14 protein-coding genes and 1 tRNA gene are annotated in these 16,493 nt (G+C 32.8%); 13 read left to right on the top strand and 2 right to left on the bottom strand.

Translation table 11 applies throughout. The features are described from left to right. Positions 1-707 (top strand): helicase-related protein (locus ACKI32_RS10430; protein WP_407416167.1); only part of this gene is annotated, 707 nt, incomplete at its 5' end. A 66-nt stretch (positions 708-773) separates the two neighbouring features. Here ACKI32_RS10430 and ACKI32_RS10425 read toward each other — a convergent pair. After that, positions 774-1,979, bottom strand: a complete 1,206-nt coding sequence (locus ACKI32_RS10425; protein WP_407416165.1) for a transposase — start codon at positions 1,977-1,979, stop codon at positions 774-776. 415 nt (positions 1,980-2,394) lie between these two features. Here ACKI32_RS10425 and ACKI32_RS10420 point away from each other — a divergent pair, with 415 nt between their 5' ends. The 9 genes from ACKI32_RS10420 (at position 2,395) to ACKI32_RS10380 (ending at position 12,694) form a co-directional block, all read left to right on the top strand. Next, complete coding sequence (locus tag ACKI32_RS10420; protein ID WP_407416163.1) at positions 2,395-2,637, top strand: AbrB/MazE/SpoVT family DNA-binding domain-containing protein; 243 nt, start codon at positions 2,395-2,397, stop codon at positions 2,635-2,637. Next, positions 2,637-3,020 carry a type II toxin-antitoxin system VapC family toxin gene (locus ACKI32_RS10415; RefSeq protein WP_407416161.1) on the top strand — a complete coding sequence of 128 codons (384 nt, stop codon included), beginning with the start codon at positions 2,637-2,639 and terminating at the stop codon, positions 3,018-3,020. Before ACKI32_RS10420 ends, ACKI32_RS10415 begins: the two co-directional genes overlap by 1 nt. A 78-nt stretch (positions 3,021-3,098) precedes the next feature. Beyond that, a complete protein-coding gene (uvrA, locus tag ACKI32_RS10410) occupies positions 3,099-5,987 on the top strand; it encodes an excinuclease ABC subunit UvrA (RefSeq protein WP_407416159.1) in 2,889 nt (962 codons plus the stop codon). 78 nt (positions 5,988-6,065) lie between these two features. Next, positions 6,066-6,584 (top strand): Panacea domain-containing protein, encoded by a 519-nt coding sequence (locus ACKI32_RS10405; protein ID WP_407416157.1) that lies wholly within the window; start codon positions 6,066-6,068, stop codon positions 6,582-6,584. After that, entirely contained in the window at positions 6,571-6,891 is a 321-nt protein-coding gene (locus ACKI32_RS10400) for a hypothetical protein (protein WP_407416155.1), read from the top strand. Before ACKI32_RS10405 ends, ACKI32_RS10400 begins: the two co-directional genes overlap by 14 nt. Positions 6,892-7,152: 261 nt before the next feature. After that, positions 7,153-7,971 carry a DUF368 domain-containing protein gene (locus ACKI32_RS10395; protein ID WP_407416169.1) on the top strand — a complete coding sequence of 273 codons (819 nt, stop codon included), beginning with the start codon at positions 7,153-7,155 and terminating at the stop codon, positions 7,969-7,971. A 45-nt stretch (positions 7,972-8,016) separates the two neighbouring features. Next, entirely contained in the window at positions 8,017-10,608 is a 2,592-nt protein-coding gene (locus ACKI32_RS10390) for a DUF5814 domain-containing protein (RefSeq protein ID WP_407416153.1), read from the top strand. Positions 10,609-10,614: 6 nt separating this feature from the next. Further along, entirely contained in the window at positions 10,615-12,192 is a 1,578-nt protein-coding gene (locus tag ACKI32_RS10385) for a helicase HerA-like domain-containing protein (protein WP_407416151.1), read from the top strand. A 10-nt stretch (positions 12,193-12,202) separates the two neighbouring features. Then, positions 12,203-12,694, top strand: a complete 492-nt coding sequence (locus tag ACKI32_RS10380) for a hypothetical protein (protein ID WP_407416149.1) — start codon at positions 12,203-12,205, stop codon at positions 12,692-12,694. Here ACKI32_RS10380 and ACKI32_RS10375 read toward each other — a convergent pair. Beyond that, on the bottom strand, positions 12,684-13,106 hold the full coding sequence (locus ACKI32_RS10375) for a GIY-YIG nuclease family protein (protein WP_407416147.1): 423 nt from the start codon (positions 13,104-13,106) through the stop codon (positions 12,684-12,686). The two genes, ACKI32_RS10380 and ACKI32_RS10375, sit on opposite strands and share 11 nt — an antisense overlap. Before the next feature lie 38 nt (positions 13,107-13,144). On the opposite strand from ACKI32_RS10375, the gene ACKI32_RS10370 reads away from it, so the two are divergent. The 3 genes from ACKI32_RS10370 to ACKI32_RS10360 all read left to right on the top strand — a co-directional run bounded on the left by ACKI32_RS10370 (position 13,145) and on the right by ACKI32_RS10360 (position 16,323). Beyond that, on the top strand, positions 13,145-13,558 hold the full coding sequence (locus ACKI32_RS10370; protein ID WP_407416145.1) for a DUF371 domain-containing protein: 414 nt from the start codon (positions 13,145-13,147) through the stop codon (positions 13,556-13,558). Positions 13,559-13,617: 59 nt separating this feature from the next. Then, positions 13,618-13,701, top strand: a tRNA-Leu gene (locus ACKI32_RS10365). 252 nt (positions 13,702-13,953) lie between these two features. Then, positions 13,954-16,323 (top strand): right-handed parallel beta-helix repeat-containing protein, encoded by a 2,370-nt coding sequence (locus ACKI32_RS10360; RefSeq protein ID WP_407416143.1) that lies wholly within the window; start codon positions 13,954-13,956, stop codon positions 16,321-16,323. The last annotated feature ends 170 nt before the right edge of the window (positions 16,324-16,493 follow it).

Here is a 16,493-nt window from a genome sequence, read left to right as displayed (position 1 = left end):
TAATTATAAGACCTGTTGAAGGCCAGGTTGAAGATTTGCTTGGTGAGGTTAAAAAAAGAGCCGAAAGGGATGAACGTGTACTTGTTACAACATTAACCAAAAGAATGGCAGAGGATTTAACCGATTACTATGCAAGAATAGGTGTTAAGGTAAGGTACATGCACTCTGAAATTGATACGTTGGAGAGAATCGACATTGTCGATGACTTGAGACGTGGCAAGTTTGACGTTTTGGTTGGTGTTAACCTTTTAAGGGAAGGGTTGGATCTTCCTGAGGGTTCTTTGGTAGCTATTCTGGATGCGGATAAGGAAGGATTTTTAAGAAACGAAACATCCCTGATTCAAACCATTGGGCGTGCCGCAAGAAACGTCAACGGCCGTGTAATCATGTATGTGGATGAAATGACTGATTCTGTTAAAAACGCATATGATATCACACTTAAAAGGCGTAAACTCCAAATGAAATACAATGAAACTCATGGAATCACTCCAAAATCAACACAAAGAACTCTAAAAGAAAAACTTGCAACTGAAGATGAAAAATACAAGGGTATCAGTACTAAAGTTGATAATATTCCTAAGGATGAACTTCAATTGCTTATCCGTGACTTGGAAAAGGATATGAAGGATGCAGCTTCAAGACTTGACTTTGAAAGGGCTGCCGATTTGAGAAACAAATTATATGCTTTGAAGGGTTTTGACAAGTAGTTGTGAAATATTTTCTGTTAATAGAAAATTTTTTTCTTTTTTAAGAGTCTGTAAAATTATATAGGCTTATTTAATTTTTATGTGTTTTTGTGTCCAATTTTGCATTTGGAAGTCTAAAAAGGTTAGAATTCCATTTTTAGTCTTGTATAATTTCTTTATTTTTTCTGGATTGGTTTGTCTGTAGTAGTTTTCTACTTTATTTGAAGTTTTTTCTATATTTTCGTCATCTAAGTGTTCTACGTATCTGTGAAAGTGCATGATGATGTGTTTTCTTATGAAATCTTTTAATACGACTGGAATAGCTCTGTAATTTTGTAAATATTGTTTAAATTGATTTATTGCTTCTTGTTTTGAATTTTGTCTGAAACAATTTTTTAATTCATTTGCATTTTCGTAAATATGGTCTCTTGCTTTTCCATTTATCTTGTTTCGTCTACAGTATACTTTTAATTTATGATTTATTGTTTGGAATAAATGAAATTTGCATAATTGATGTTTTATTCCTATTTCATCTGCTACGTTACGATACATTGGGAATAAGTCTGTTGTTAAGCAAATAAATGGTTTATTTGCCGTTGAATCTAGGATAAATTTTTTTGTATTTTTTGGTATTCTGCGACGTACGATTCTTTCTGAGACTGGAATATTGAGTATTGCATCATATAAAGTTAATCTGTAGTGTCTGACTCCATTTAGCCTTAAAAATTGCTCATCATATAAATAGTAGCCTGAATATTCGAATTTTTTGTTGGTGATTGTTTCTTCGTGATTTTGGTTTGACCAATTTCGGATTGTTTGGTGAGATATTCGTATTCCAAGAAATATTTGGAAGTATTTACTTATTTTGCGCAGTGATTGATATCCAATTTTCATTATTTCAGGTATTTTATCAATTATTTCCTGTAAATACTGTTTGTTGTTTTTTATTAATGGATTGTTACTTATTCCGAATTTTTTGTTACATTTTTTGCATTGATATTGCTGTTCTCTGAATTCTGTGGTTTTTCCATTGATATTTTGTTTGTTTTTTGTTATTGTGCCTTTTTTAATTATTTTGTGGCTCCCACAAACTGGACAGATTGGATTATCATATTTGAAAGTGTTATTTTCATCTAAAAATAGTTTTTGATTTGTATTTTCTATTTTTGGTTTTTTATTGAGTCTTTCTGAAATGATTTTTTCTTGATCAATTTTTTCGTCAGAAAAATCGTAAAGTTTAAGTTGTATAAAGTCTATATTATTATTGAGGACATTTAAGGTTTGTTTGGTCATAAATTATTATTTGTCCTCACTTATTTAAGTAATTTACTATTTTTAATTGTTTATTTTGAAATTAAAGAAAAATTAGAACGAATTTTCATCGAAGTGAAATTTCAAGTGTAAAAAAATAAAATTTGAAAGAAGCCTATGAAATTTTACAGACTCTTTTTTAATAATTTTTTCAGTTTAGAGAAAATCATTCTATTGCAATATTGATAAGACTTAATTTTATTATTAACTAATTATAATATTGTTATATCTTAATATAGAAACATTTATTAGTCTATAAATTTAAAAGACTAACTATATCTATTTAAAGTATCTTTAAATAAATAATATGATTTATTAGTATTTATTAATTTTAGGTTTATATAATCCTAAAATATTAAATATCAGTTATAACATATTATTAGGTAGGTGTGTTTATATGGATAGTGTTGTAAGTTCAAAGATATACAAAGGATTTCAAACTGTTATTCCAAGTAAAATTCGTGATCAAATTGACATTCATATTGAAGATACTCTTAAATGGAGAGTTGAAAAGGATATGATTATTGTGGAAGTGGAAAAACAAAGACCATTGTCTGATTTAGCAGATTTTGCTATATCTCTTGATGAAAAAACTGATGTTGTTGATTTAAAAAGAAAATCTGGTAGAGGCGAGTTTTAGTGATATTTGTTGATACGACATTTTTAATTGCTTTACTTATTAAAACAGATCCTCTTCATGAGAATGCATTAGAAGTTAGTAAAGATATTCATGATAGAAAAGTGATTAATAATACTGTATTAAATGAAACATTGAATGCTTTCACTGGAAAAGGCGGTAAATTGGGAAAAGAATTATATAAAATAATTAATGAAATGTTTGATATTAAATATCTTAATTCTGTTGATTATGATGAAGCTATGGATATTTATTTGGATTTTGATTCTTCCATTAATTATTCAGACTGCACTATTTTAAATTCAATGTTTAAAAATGGCATTAATAAGATTGCAACATTTGATTCCGATTTTGATAAAATTAGAGGATTAATTATTGTGAACTAATTACTTCACAAATGCTCTCCAAAACACTTTAAATACTATTTTGTTCTAATATCATATAACTAAATTGAGGAGTTAATCATGTCACAAGAGACCAAAAAACAAATTGTCATAAAAGGCGCACGTGAGCACAACCTGCAGGATATTGACGTTAGTGTCCCACGTGACGAATTCATTGTTATTACAGGAATCAGTGGGTCCGGAAAGTCTTCACTTGCTTTTGATACTATTTATGCTGAAGGACAGCGTAGATATGTTGAATCGCTTTCAGCATATGCAAGACAGTTCCTGGGGCAGATGAAAAAACCTGAAATGGAATCCATTGAGGGTTTGTCTCCGGCCATTTCAATTGACCAGAAGACAACAAGGGAAAATCCAAGGTCTACTGTTGGAACAATTACAGAAATTTACGATTATTTGAGATTATTATTCGCAAGAATCGGTATTCCACACTGTCCTAATTGTGGACGTGAAATTTCACAGCAAACCATAGGACAAATTGGGGAGGCAATAATTGAGGAAGGTGAAGGAATCAAAATCCAAATACTGTCTCCTGTTGTTCGTGATAAAAAAGGTCAACACAAGGACGTTCTTGATGAGCTTAGAAACAAGGGTTTTGTCCGTGTACGTGTTGATGGAGAAATTAGGGATTTGGAAGAGGATATTGACCTTGCAAAAACATACAGACACAGCATTGATGTTGTTGTAGATAGATTAAAAATCAGAAAGGATGTTGACTTTAAAAGAAGATTGGTCGATTCTCTTGAAACAGCTTCCGAGTTTGCAGGAGGATTAATCACAGTTCTTTTTACAACAGATGATGATGAATATGAAAAAAAATACTCAGAGCATTTTGCCTGTGTCGATTGTGGAATAAACTTTGAAGAGCTGACTCCAAGGATGTTTTCATTTAATGCTCCTCAGGGGGCCTGTCCTGAATGTAACGGAATAGGTTCCAAAATGGAAATAGATCCTGATTTGATAGTTCCGGATAAGACTTTAACACTAAATGAAGGTGCCATTGCTCCATGGTCAAAATCATCCAAAAAGGAAAATTATTACTATCAGATGCTTGAGGCGGTCTCAAAGCACTTTAACTTCTCAATGGATATTCCGTTTGAAGAGCTTGACAAGGAATATCAAAATACTATTTTATATGGATGTAATGACAAGATTCCATTTACATTCAAAAGAAGAAACAAATCATACATGGTTAATCGTAAATTTGAGGGTGTAATTCCAAGAATGGAGCGATTATACCTTGAAACCAAATCTAATTACTCAAGAAAATACATTTCAAGGTTCATGAGCGATAGAAAGTGTCATGTTTGTGATGGTAAAAGGCTTAGACCTGAAGTTCTTGCTGTTACTGTTGGGGGTAAATCAATCATTGATGTTTGTGATTTGGCAATTAAGGATTCATACCAGTTTTTTAATGATTTAGAATTAACCGAGCGTGAAAACTTCATTGCAAAGGAAGTCCTTAAGGAGATTAAGGAACGTTTAAGCTTTTTGGTTGAAGTGGGGCTCGATTATCTGTCAATGTCAAGGTCTTCAGGTACCCTTTCAGGTGGGGAAGCCCAAAGGATTCGTCTAGCAACTCAAATAGGTTCAGGTCTGGTAGGTGTTTTATACATTCTGGATGAACCGAGTATTGGTCTTCACCAAAGGGACAATATAAAACTCATTGAAGCTTTAAAAAGACTTAAAGACTTGGGAAATACATTGGTTGTTGTTGAACACGACGAAGAAACAATCCTTTCAGCAGACCATGTTGTAGACATTGGACCCGGTGCTGGTGAGCATGGTGGTAAAGTGGTAGCTCAGGGAACACCTCAGGACATAATGAACAACCCTGATTCACTTACTGGCAGATATATTTCAAGAGCTGAAAAAATTGACATTCCAAATACCAGAAGGCCTGGAAATGGGGAGGTCATTGAAATTAAGGGCGCATGTCAAAATAACCTTAAAAATATTGATGTTGAAATCCCGTTGGGCAAGTTCACTTGCGTTACTGGTGTCAGTGGTTCAGGTAAAAGTAGTTTAATCAATGATATATTATATAAGGGAACCAAAGGCAAATTATCTAAAAAATTCACATTTGCAGGTAAATACTCAGAAATTGAAGGCCTTAAAAACATTGATAAGGTAATTGCAATTGACCAAAAACCGATTGGAAGAACACCAAGATCAAACCCTGCAACATACACTGGCGTATTTACCGATATTCGGGACTTGTTCGCATCTACTCCAGAGTCAAAGGCAAGAGGATACAAACCGGGAAGATTCTCATTCAACGTTAAGGGTGGAAGATGTGAAGCATGCTCAGGTGACGGTATCGTACAAATTGAAATGCACTTTTTAGCAGATGTTTATGTTCCATGTGAAGTCTGTGGCGGTAAAAGATACAATGAAGAAACATTAGATATTCGTTACAAAGGTAAAAACATCTATGAAGTCTTGGAAATGACTGTTGAAGAAGCATTGGAATTCTTTGAAAACATTCCAAAGATAACTAAAAAACTTCAAACATTATACGATGTAGGATTGGGATACATGAAAATAGGCCAGCCTGCAACAACACTATCTGGTGGTGAAGCTCAAAGAATCAAACTTGCAAAAGAGCTTTCAAGAACTAGTACTGGAAAAACATTATATATTCTTGATGAGCCAACCACAGGTCTTCACTTTGCAGACATCAAGAGATTACTTGATGTGCTTGCAAGATTGACTGATGCGGGCAATTCTGTTGTTGTAATTGAGCATAACTTGGATGTTATCAAAACAGCAGACCACATTATTGATTTGGGTCCTGAAGGTGGTGATGGTGGTGGTGAGGTTATTGCAACCGGAACACCTGAAGAGGTCGCAAAATCAGGAACCTATACCGGTGAGTTTTTAGAGCGCATGCTTGATGAAAACATCACTCCTTATGCAAAAGAATTAGTTGAAGATATTGGAAAATAGTAATTTCGCTAATGAGATTATATAAATGTAAGTTAATTATAAAAATATTAATTGATATGAAGATTTAGGGGAATTTAAATGAATAACAATATAATTTACAATCCTGAAAAATTCAAATCAATGGTACATTATATTATCAGTAGATGCGAGTTTATGGATAATTTTGGCAGAGTTGTATTGTATAAGTTATTATATTTCTCTGATTTCGATAATTATGAATTATATGAAAAAGCTATTAGTGGAGAAACTTATATTTGTAAAAGAATGGGTCCTGTTCCATCTCATTTCCTTAGTGCAGTATCTCAATTAGTTGAGGAAGGCAAAATTAAAGAAAGTTCTGAAGTAGTTATCAATTACCCAAAATATAAATATTCTTCTTTAAAAGAACCGGATACCAGTTTATTATCTGGTGAAGAACTACAAGTAATTGATGATACCATCAACAGAATTTCTCATTTTTTATCTAAGGAAATAAGCGAGTATTCTCATGGTGATATTCCATGGAGGTTAGCAAATGAAGGTGAGCCTCTAAATTATGAATCTGTTTTTTACCGTGATCCCGAATACTCTGTGAGGGACTACGATGACTTATTATAAAGGTTATACGTTTGAATACCATCACAAGTTTAAAAAGGAATTCAATAAGATTTTTTCTAAACGTCAATGTCCTACTGCTAAGGAAGATTTTAAGTTGTTATATGATGTTTTAATTCAACATTTAAATGAGTCCGATAAGTTTGAATCCCATATTTGCATACATATTTCTGGTTTGGAAAATTATGTAACTGTTCCTGCTTTTATTATTAAAAAATTTCGTTGTGAGGGTATAAATAGGGGTGCAAATTCAGGTTTTAGAATAACATTCTTGTTTGATAAAGAAGGAAGGGCGTTTTGTTTTTGTTGAAATATTTAAGAAAAACAAAAAGAAAATCCCTGATAAAGATAGAATTAATGAGTTATTTAAAAAAGAAGTTAATATTCACAAAGAGTTGTATCCTGGTGAGGAAAATTATTTAAATAATTAAATTAATTCTTTTTTAAATTTTTTAATTTAATAAATTATTTAACAAAGTTTAAATAAGATATTATATTAAGTACTTTGCAGGTGATGAAATTGAATTTTAATATTAAGGAAGCTTTTTTAATCTTTATCCGTGGAATCTTGATGGGTTCTGCTGACATTGTTCCTGGAGTATCCGGAGGAACAATAGCACTGATAACAGGTATTTATGCTCATTTGGTAGAAGCAATAAGTAACATTAAATTCGGTTTTGTAAAACCACTTTTCAAAGGAGATTTAAAGGGATTTAAGCAGCAATTTCTAAATGAAATTGACTTCAAGTTCTTCATTCCGTTAATATTAGGTATTGGAGTGGCATTTCTAACACTTGCAAAAGTCGTAACATACTGTATGGATGTACACACTGCCCTAACCTATTCATTTTTCCTAGGTTTAATTATAGCTTCAGCAGTAATATTGTTTAAAAAAATAGATAAAATCAATTTCAAACATTTGTTATGTGCTTTAATCGGTTGTATCTTAACATACATATTTGTAAGCTTAAATCCGATTGCTGCTAACCATTCTTTATTGGTCATTTTCATTTCCGGAATGATTGCAATCTGTGCCATGATTTTACCGGGAATTTCAGGTTCATTCCTATTATTACTGCTCGGACAATACAAATACATGCTTAATGCACTTCACCAATTGCACTTTTCAGAAATAATTGTTTTTGTAATAGGAGCGATAATTGGAATACTTGGGTTTTCAAAAATCCTTAACTACCTGCTTAAAAATTATGAAGAACTGACCATGGCATTTCTTATTGGAGTTATGCTTGGATCTCTAAAAGTGCCGGCAGTTGAGATAGTAAACTCAGTAAGCATGAACATATCAGGCTTGTTGCCATGTTTGATTGTTGCAATAATTGCCTTTGCACTGATATTTATTTTAGAAACCAGATTTGATTACATCGATTAATCAAATCACTATTTTTATTAACAATTAAAAATATATTAAAAAGCAATGCTAGTTTTAAAAAAGATTAAAAAACAATGGAGATTATATCCGATTGGTTCACCAAAGGGAGCTCTAAATCACAAAAGGGAGCCAGAATTTGTTGGAAATATCAAATTCAAGGATGATGGTGAATCTTTATCTATTTCAAGGTTTGTTGCAGATTATAATTTCAAGGATAATTCTAGCTTAAACGAAAAATTAATTCCTCCTGGTGAAGTAACTAAACTTTTACGCTCTCAAGCTGTTTTTCTTGCAACAAAAGACGAGAAGGTTGAGAAATTTCTAAAATCATTAAACATTAAAGTCAGGCACACTCAGGTTTGTGACTATTGCGCATATGAGGGAAACATTACCATCGTAAACTCTTCTTATTCTTATAAATATCACAATCAATTGATCTGTAAGGATTGTGCATTGGATACTATAAAACAGGAAATTAAACTTCAGGGGTTTGATAAAAAGATTTTCAGAAATCTTAAGAAAACCTTGGAAAAAACCAATAGCTTGGAGAAAACTTTATCAGTTTTGGATCCTCATTTTGACCCGTTGAAAAACAGGAAATTAACATTATTTGATAAAACCAGAAAACCAAGACATATTGTCCCGCCAGTTGATATGAAACGTTTAAAAATTCCAAAAAACTTTAAACAGGTTCTTCTGGACTCAGGCAACACCAAATTATTGCCGGTTCAGTATCTTGCTATTAAGGAGGGGCTGTTGAAGGGTGAGGATTTGCTTGTTGTAAGTGCAACCGGTTCTGGTAAGACGTTGGTTGGTGAGCTTTCTGGAATAACCGAAGCGCTTAAGGGCAAAAAATTCATTTTCCTAACTCCTTTGGTTGCTCTTGCAAACCAAAAGTATCGTGATTTTAAAAAGAAATATAAAAAATTAGGTTTAAATGTAGCTATTAAAGTTGGAAGAAACAGGGTTAAGGCAAAGGGAGAGTTGAATTTCCCTGATTCAGATATATCCGGAGCAAACATCGTTGTTGCAACTTATGAAGGAATCGATTATCTCCTGCGTAATGGTAACTCAAATGCTTTAAGCAATTTGGGTGTTGTATTAATCGATGAAATTCACATGATTGATGATGAAGACCGTGGAACTCGTTTAAATGGTCTTATTAAGCGTTTAAAGAATTTATATCCTAAAACTCAAATCATCGGTTTGTCTGCTACAGTCAAAAACCCTGAATTTTTAGCTTCCGAGTTTAACATGAAGCTTGTTAAGTATGATGAGCGTCCAGTTCCATTGGAAAGACACTTGGTCTACACTCGAAATGAATCTCAAAAACGTCATCTGATGGCTAAGCTAACTCGGAGGGAATATAATACAAAATCCAAAAAGGGTTTTAGAGGCCAAACTATTATATTTACAAATTCAAGGCGCAAGACTCACCAAATTGCAAATTTCCTTACCAATAAGAGAATCAATGCTCAGGCTTATCATGCTGGTTTATCATATTATAAAAAGGAAAAAATAGAAAAGGATTTTGACAAGGGTAAGATTTCCTGTGTTGTTACAACAGCAGCTCTTGCTGCAGGTGTTGATTTTCCGGCTTCACAGGTTATATTTGACTCTTTGGTCATGGGAAATAAATGGATCAATCCGAATGAGTTTTCACAGATGCTTGGACGTGCCGGAAGACCATCATATCATGACAGGGGTATTGTATATTTGCTTCCTGAAATTGGTAACGATTTTCAAGGGGAATCCGAAGAGGCCATGGCCTTGGAACTTTTGGAAAGCAATAGTGAGGATGTATATATTGAATATGATGAGGAATCAAGCTATGAACAAATTCTTGCAGACATATCCTCCACATCAATAAATTCAATTGATGAGCTAAATAAATTTTATAAAAACATTGATATTCCGGTTTCACTTAAGATAACTGTTAATGAAATGGAAGATTTGGGATTAATAAATATTAAGGCAAATAATGGCCTGGAAGTCACCAAATATGGGAGGGCAACTTCAGTATCGTTTTTAACAATCCCTGAAGCGGAATTTATTAAAAACACATTAAACGATAAAAACTACTTAAAAAATTATGTCGGCTTGTCTCCGATGTATAAGAAAAAGGAAAAATATGATAAGCTTAAGGTACTGATTTTAGCAATGGCACTGGACTTGGAGATGTTTGAAAATGCGTATCTCTCAAGTGTTATTCACAATCAAATCTCCAATGCATTAAAAATTAAATTTTCAACAAGATTATTTGCCGAATCTACTTTGGATATAATTTCATCTGGTGAAGCCATTGAAAAGCTCGATAAAAAATATCAGGATGCTTTAATTGCTCTTCAAAGTGATTTTATGCAGTGCAAATGTCAGGACAGGCCGTTCTGTGCATGCATGCAAAGGGGAATATCTGAAGTAATCATTCATGAACGTTTGAAGGGTAAGGACCCACAAGACATTTCAAATAAGTTATTTAGAAAGTATCAGATTCAGGTCTATCCAGGAGACATATTCTCATGGCTGGACAATTACGTTAAAAATTTAGATGCAATTAAAAGAATTTCAAAATCATTTGATAAAAATAATATAGTTAAAAAAACTAATTATCTTATAAAGAAAATTGAAAACGGGTGAATGTAAATGTTTACAGAAGATAAAATCTTAATAGGTTGTAATGAAAGTCAAAACGTGTTTTTACTTTCAAAGCTTGCAAACCGTCATGGTCTGATTGCAGGCGCAACAGGAACAGGTAAAACCATAACTCTAAAGACTTTAGCCGAGTCATTTTCAGATATGGGAGTTCCAGTATTTCTGGCAGATATGAAAGGGGATATTTCAGGTCTTGCAAAAATCGGTTCTGAAACGGATAAGATTAAAACAAACGTTGAAAAATACTCACTGGCAGATAAAGGATTTAAATACCGGGCATATCCAGTTGAGTTTTGGGATTTATTCGGCACAAAGGGTCTTCCAGTAAGAGTAACATTATCTGAAATGGGTCCAGTTTTACTTTCAAAGATTTTAAACCTATCAGAAGCACAAGCTGGTGTGTTAAACATAGTGTTTAAAGTTGCAGATGATGAATCACTTTTAATCATTGATTTAAAAGACTTAAAGGCAATGATAAATCATGTTGTTGAAAATAAAGATAAATATGAAAGTGAATATGGAGCTATTGCTGCAAAATCTGCAAATACAATCTTAAGAAGCCTTATAACTTTAGAAGACCAAGGCGGAAATGACTTTTTCGGTGAACCGGCATTGGATTTAAATGATTTCATGTGTGTTGATGATAATGGAAAAGGAATAATTAACATCCTAGATGCTCAAAAATTATCCTTATCACCGGAACTTTATTCAACATTTCTTTTATGGATGTTATCCAGTTTATATGAAAATTTGCCGGAAGTAGGAGATCTGGACAAACCTAAATTCGTATTTTTCTTTGATGAAGCACATTTACTATTTGATGATATCTCACCTGAATTTGGAAAAAGAATAGAACAAATTACAAGATTAATCCGTTCAAAAGGTGTAGGTTTATACTTTATTTCACAGTCCCCTGCCGATATTCCAGATGATATACTGGCACAGCTGGGAAACAGGGTTCAACACGCACTTCACGCATACACTCCAAAAGACCAAAAGGCAGTTAAAGTAGCTGCAGAAACATTTAGACCAAACCCTGAATTCGACACAGCAGAAGTAATTTCAAATCTTGGAATCGGTCAGGCTTTAGTGTCCGTTTTAGAAGAGGGTGGGGTTCCAAGCATAGTTCAACAGGTGGACATTGTCCCTCCACAAAGTTATATTGGTGCACTTGATGATGCTCAAAGAAGCGAACTAATCAATTTATCAGAAATGAAACCGAAATACTTTGAAGCCGTTGATGGACTTTCCGCTTATGAGATGTTACTTGATAAAATAGATTCAAATCCAAACATTGAAAGCGAAGTTCCTCAAGTCGATAAGGAAATAATTGGGGAAGTCAAAAATCAGGAAGTGATTCCAGAAACTCCAAATGAAGCACCTCAACAACCTCAGGAATCTGTTTTAGGAGATATTATTGGTGGTGTTTTAGCTGGAGGAACACAAAAAGGCAAGAAAAAATCATCTCAACAGAAAATGGTTGAAAAAGCAGCTTCACAAGCAATGAATACTGCAGCTCGTGAAGTTACAAAAGGAATCATGAGGGGAATTTTCGGTCAAATGAAATAATGGTGAGAATATGGCACATCCACACAAAAAGGCAATAGAAAATATGGATTCAGCTTCTTTAATTGGGATTATTGAAGAGTCCAAGATAACATATGTTCGTGAAAACTTAAGCATTCACTTGCATGAAAGCCAACTAAAACTTTTAAAACAAGTTAAAAAGCATGAAAAACCTCATCATAAACGTATAAGGGTTAAACAGTATGAAAAATCAGAAAAAACTGATTTGTTTAACTTGCATTTAAAATTATATTTGAAAAAATATAAGAAATTGCAAGCCAAAGGTTTAATCGAAATTGATGAAAACCCCGATAATGGACTTGCCTATGACTGCAGGCTAACTGAGGATGGTTTGGCTATTTTGGATGAGATTGCTTCTCTAGAAAGTGATTGGCAAAAGATTGTTGGCATAACTGATGGTGATAAGGAAGTTTTAAGGAAATTAGCATTGGATTCCTTTGAAATTTCATATAAGCACAAGAAAAAATTGGGTTTCATTTTTTAAAAAATTCACATTCCATAGCTATTGAATCATATGCTCTTAAAACACATTCAATAGCTTCCTTTTTGTTTTTGAAATAATATAAATGACTGTTACAATCACAATCACTGCAACCAAAGCCATCAACGCCATTATTATTAGAAATTTCCCTTGAAAGTTCGCATTCCACTTTTTTTGATGAAATGTTGTAGATTGCATCAACCAATTCACAATTTTGATTTGCTAATAGGTAATCAACATGCCAGTGAAGTTTTTTGTCTTTTTTAAAGTGACGATTAATCCTGGATTCTAATGAATTCATTGCTGAACCTACATATACATAATAACCTTTCTTGAAATCAATTTCTCCTAATTTTCCGATTGGTATTTCTTCGTTTTTTTCTAGATTGATGATTAAACAGTAGCAACCTCTCATGATAACTTTTATTAATTTTTTAAATGAAATATTTAATTATGATTTTTAAACTCAAAACTAAAGGCCATAAAAATGTTACCTCACACCATAAATCAACTTTTGAGATTACAAAGGATGTGGAAATTGGTCCAACTGCTGATTGTATCATAGGAACTGATATGAACAAATGCATGTTGGATTTTCCAAGCGATTTCAAATCAAAACTTGCGGATTCAAAAACCAAAGTTACAGTAATCTTAGATACTGAAAACGGGCATGATGAAATTGTTGGTCATGGTCATGAAGATTTAAGTTTAACTCATCCTAGCGATATTGTCATAAGAAAGAGTGATTATACCTGTTCTAGGACATTGATGATTAAGGCGGATAAGGCAGCCAAAGATCTTGACAGTAACTTAATTGAAGATTTAAAAAATGAAAAAATCATGGAAGTTACAATAAAATTGGCTTAAAATAGTTAAGTATATATAACTTAAAAAAGATATTTTTTTATAACTACTTTTGTTTTTATGCGGGGGTGGTCGAGCGGTCAAAGGCGCTAGGTTGAGGGCCTAGTGGGTCAGTCCCTTCGCGGGTTCAAGTCCCGTCCCCCGCACTATTTGATACTATTTTTGCAATAATTGCTAAATTGTAACCAGCTCATGTATATTATTTATTTAAATTGCTTTGTTTTTTAAAGATGTAACCTGTTTTTTACTAAGTCTTATATATTATTGATAACAAATTAACTAAAGTTGAGAAATTATTAGGAGGTTTTCATATCAAAAAGATAATTTTTACTTTCGCAATACTTGCTTTAATTTTTACAACAATTGCTTGTGTAAGTGCTGCTGATGATTTTAGTGATTTGTCAGATGATATTGAAAATGCAAATCAGACACTCACTTTAGACCATGACTATGAAAGCACAAACTCATCAAGTCAGATTGTTATATCTAAATCAATTACTATTGATGGAAATAATCATTCTATCAGTGCTCCTGATGTATCAAGAGTATTTTTGGTTAATGCAAGTAATGTTTCAATAAAAAACATTAATTTTATTAATTCTAACTTAACAGGTCTTGCAGGAGGAGCAATTTCCTGGTTAGGGGATAATGGATCTTTAATTAATTGTAATTTCATAAATAACGTCGCCAGTTCTGCTGGTGGGGCAGTTTTATGGGAAGGTAATAATGGATTAATTGAAAACTGTAGTTTTGAGAATAATAAAGTCAATTATGGTCCGGCAGTAAGCCTAACTGACGGCTACAGTTATGACCCGTCAGCTATTCATATCCAGATTGTACAAAGTGAAGGTGGTGCACTCTACATTTCAGCAAATAATGTCATAGTTAGAAACTGTAATTTCATAAACAACACCGCAAGCTTAAATGGTGGTGCAATATCTGTGGACTGGTCAAGAAATATTACAATAACTTCTTCAAGATTTAAAAACAACAAAGCAGAATATAATGGTGGTGCAATCGATTTAAGTGGAGATAATATCACTATTTCAAATTCAGTATTTGTTGGCAACTCACCGGATGACTTATTTAACAATTGTCCTAATACAAATGTGGTAAATTCCATTTTTGAAAATGAAAATAAAATAGATGGATTTTATGATGTGAATTTGTCAAATGTAATATTTGGCAATGTTGGCAGTTTTGAAGACTTATCTGCTTTAGTTAATGATACTCCTGAAGGAGGTTTGTTAGTCTTAGATTCTGATTATGTATATATTGACGGTCAAATTAAAGGAATTTTAATTTCAAAATCAATCATAATCGATGGACAAGGCCATACTTTGGACGGACGTCATTTATCAAGAATATTTAACATTACTGCAGATAATGTAACTATTAAAAACGTTAATTTTAAAAATGGAAATGCGCTTGGAAGATATTTCGGCCCATTTCTTGGTGGTGGAGCTATCTACTGGAACGGAAATAATGGAAATCTAGTAAATTCCAACTTTACAGATAACCATGGAAGCGGACTAGAAGAGGATCCGTTTGACCAAGAAGAGATATTCATAGATGAAAATGGAATGATTATTCATATTATCAGAATAAGGCCGGTAGGTGCTAAACTAAACGAGGGTGGTGCAATCACCTGGAATGGTACAAATGGTCATATTGATGGATGTATTTTCATAAAAAATAGTGTAGGTTATCCGGACACTGGTGGAGCCATCATGTGGAGAGGAGATAACGGTTTGGTTACAAACTCCGAGTTTTACGAAAACAGCGCATGGTGTGGTTCTGCAATATGCTGGACTGGAGCAAACGGTACAGTTTTGTCTTCAATAATCATGAACAATTCATTTTTCGATGGTGGAATTTACTGGTTTGGAGCAAATGGTACAGTACACAACACAATATTAATCGGTACAGGTTACAGGACTGCATTATCTGCACCTTCAGATATGGATGCTGACTATAACTTCTGGGGAGATACTGTTTATGATACAAATGTAGTGTTAAAACCTAGTGTTGTTAAAAACTGGTTGGTAATCAACTTTACCCATGATGGAGACTTTGTTAATGCAAATGATAAGGTTTTAATTAGATATGCCGTTGAAAATTCTGTTGATAAAAAAGGAAAGTTCGCACCTTATGAAAACATGTCATTCTCAGGCTCTATTTTATATACAGCTCCAAAAACCGGTTATTTAAATGTACAATTTGTGAATGGTGAAATTCAGATTGATGTCAACGCTCAAATTCAAATTGAAAGCAGTGATTTAACCAAATACTATACCGCAGAAGAAATTGCATACAAAGTAAGTTTAAGTGACATTACAGGTAAATTGGTTAACGAAACTGTTAAAATTAAGGTAAATAACAAGGTTTATAAGGTTACAACTGATTCAAACGGTGTTGCAACTTTAAAACTAAAATTAAAACCTGGAGAATATGGCGTCACCACTTCTTATGGTAAATATAGTGTTAAAAACAAAATTACCATTAAAAAGACATTAGTAACCAAAAACTTATCCAAAAAGGTTAATAAAGCTGCCAAATTTAAGGTAAAGGTTTTAAACTCAAAAGGAAAAGCATATCCAAAACAGTTAGTTACAATCAAATTTAAAGGTAAAACCTACAAAATCAAAACTAATTCAGAAGGAATAGCTACTCTTAACATACCTAAGAACTTAAAGGTTGGCAAATACACCATTAAAACAACTTACAATGGTATAACCAATACCAATAAGGTAATTGTTAAAAAATAAGGATTCAATCCTTATTTATTTTCTCTTTTTGAGGCCGACTCATAATTTTTGTGTTTAAAATTTTTTTCTTATTTTTTTATCCTTTAATTATTTATACTAGGAAGTACAATCTATTATTAGAGTTAATTAACTTCTTGGTTGTGTTTTTTATGGTTTTGAGAGAGGATAGA

The organism is Methanobrevibacter sp., from assembly GCF_045611865.1.
Lineage (GTDB): Archaea > Methanobacteriota > Methanobacteria > Methanobacteriales > Methanobacteriaceae > Methanocatella.
This window is presented reverse-complemented; position numbering and strand designations above follow the sequence as displayed.

What these genes read in the sequence shown, in the direction of transcription:
- ACKI32_RS10425 (WP_407416165.1), bottom strand. Translation starts at nt 1,979, where the DNA reads ATGACCAAACAAACCTTAAATGTCCTCAATAATAATATAGACTTTATA.
- ACKI32_RS10420 (WP_407416163.1), top strand. Translation starts at nt 2,395, where the DNA reads ATGGATAGTGTTGTAAGTTCAAAGATATACAAAGGATTTCAAACTGTT.
- uvrA (WP_407416159.1), top strand. Translation starts at nt 3,099, where the DNA reads ATGTCACAAGAGACCAAAAAACAAATTGTCATAAAAGGCGCACGTGAG.
- ACKI32_RS10405 (WP_407416157.1), top strand. Translation starts at nt 6,066, where the DNA reads ATGAATAACAATATAATTTACAATCCTGAAAAATTCAAATCAATGGTA.
- ACKI32_RS10400 (WP_407416155.1), top strand. Translation starts at nt 6,571, where the DNA reads ATGACTTATTATAAAGGTTATACGTTTGAATACCATCACAAGTTTAAA.
- ACKI32_RS10395 (WP_407416169.1), top strand. Translation starts at nt 7,153, where the DNA reads ATGGGTTCTGCTGACATTGTTCCTGGAGTATCCGGAGGAACAATAGCA.
- ACKI32_RS10390 (WP_407416153.1), top strand. Translation starts at nt 8,017, where the DNA reads ATGCTAGTTTTAAAAAAGATTAAAAAACAATGGAGATTATATCCGATT.
- ACKI32_RS10385 (WP_407416151.1), top strand. Translation starts at nt 10,615, where the DNA reads ATGTTTACAGAAGATAAAATCTTAATAGGTTGTAATGAAAGTCAAAAC.
- ACKI32_RS10380 (WP_407416149.1), top strand. Translation starts at nt 12,203, where the DNA reads ATGGCACATCCACACAAAAAGGCAATAGAAAATATGGATTCAGCTTCT.
- ACKI32_RS10375 (WP_407416147.1), bottom strand. Translation starts at nt 13,106, where the DNA reads ATGAGAGGTTGCTACTGTTTAATCATCAATCTAGAAAAAAACGAAGAA.
- ACKI32_RS10370 (WP_407416145.1), top strand. Translation starts at nt 13,145, where the DNA reads ATGATTTTTAAACTCAAAACTAAAGGCCATAAAAATGTTACCTCACAC.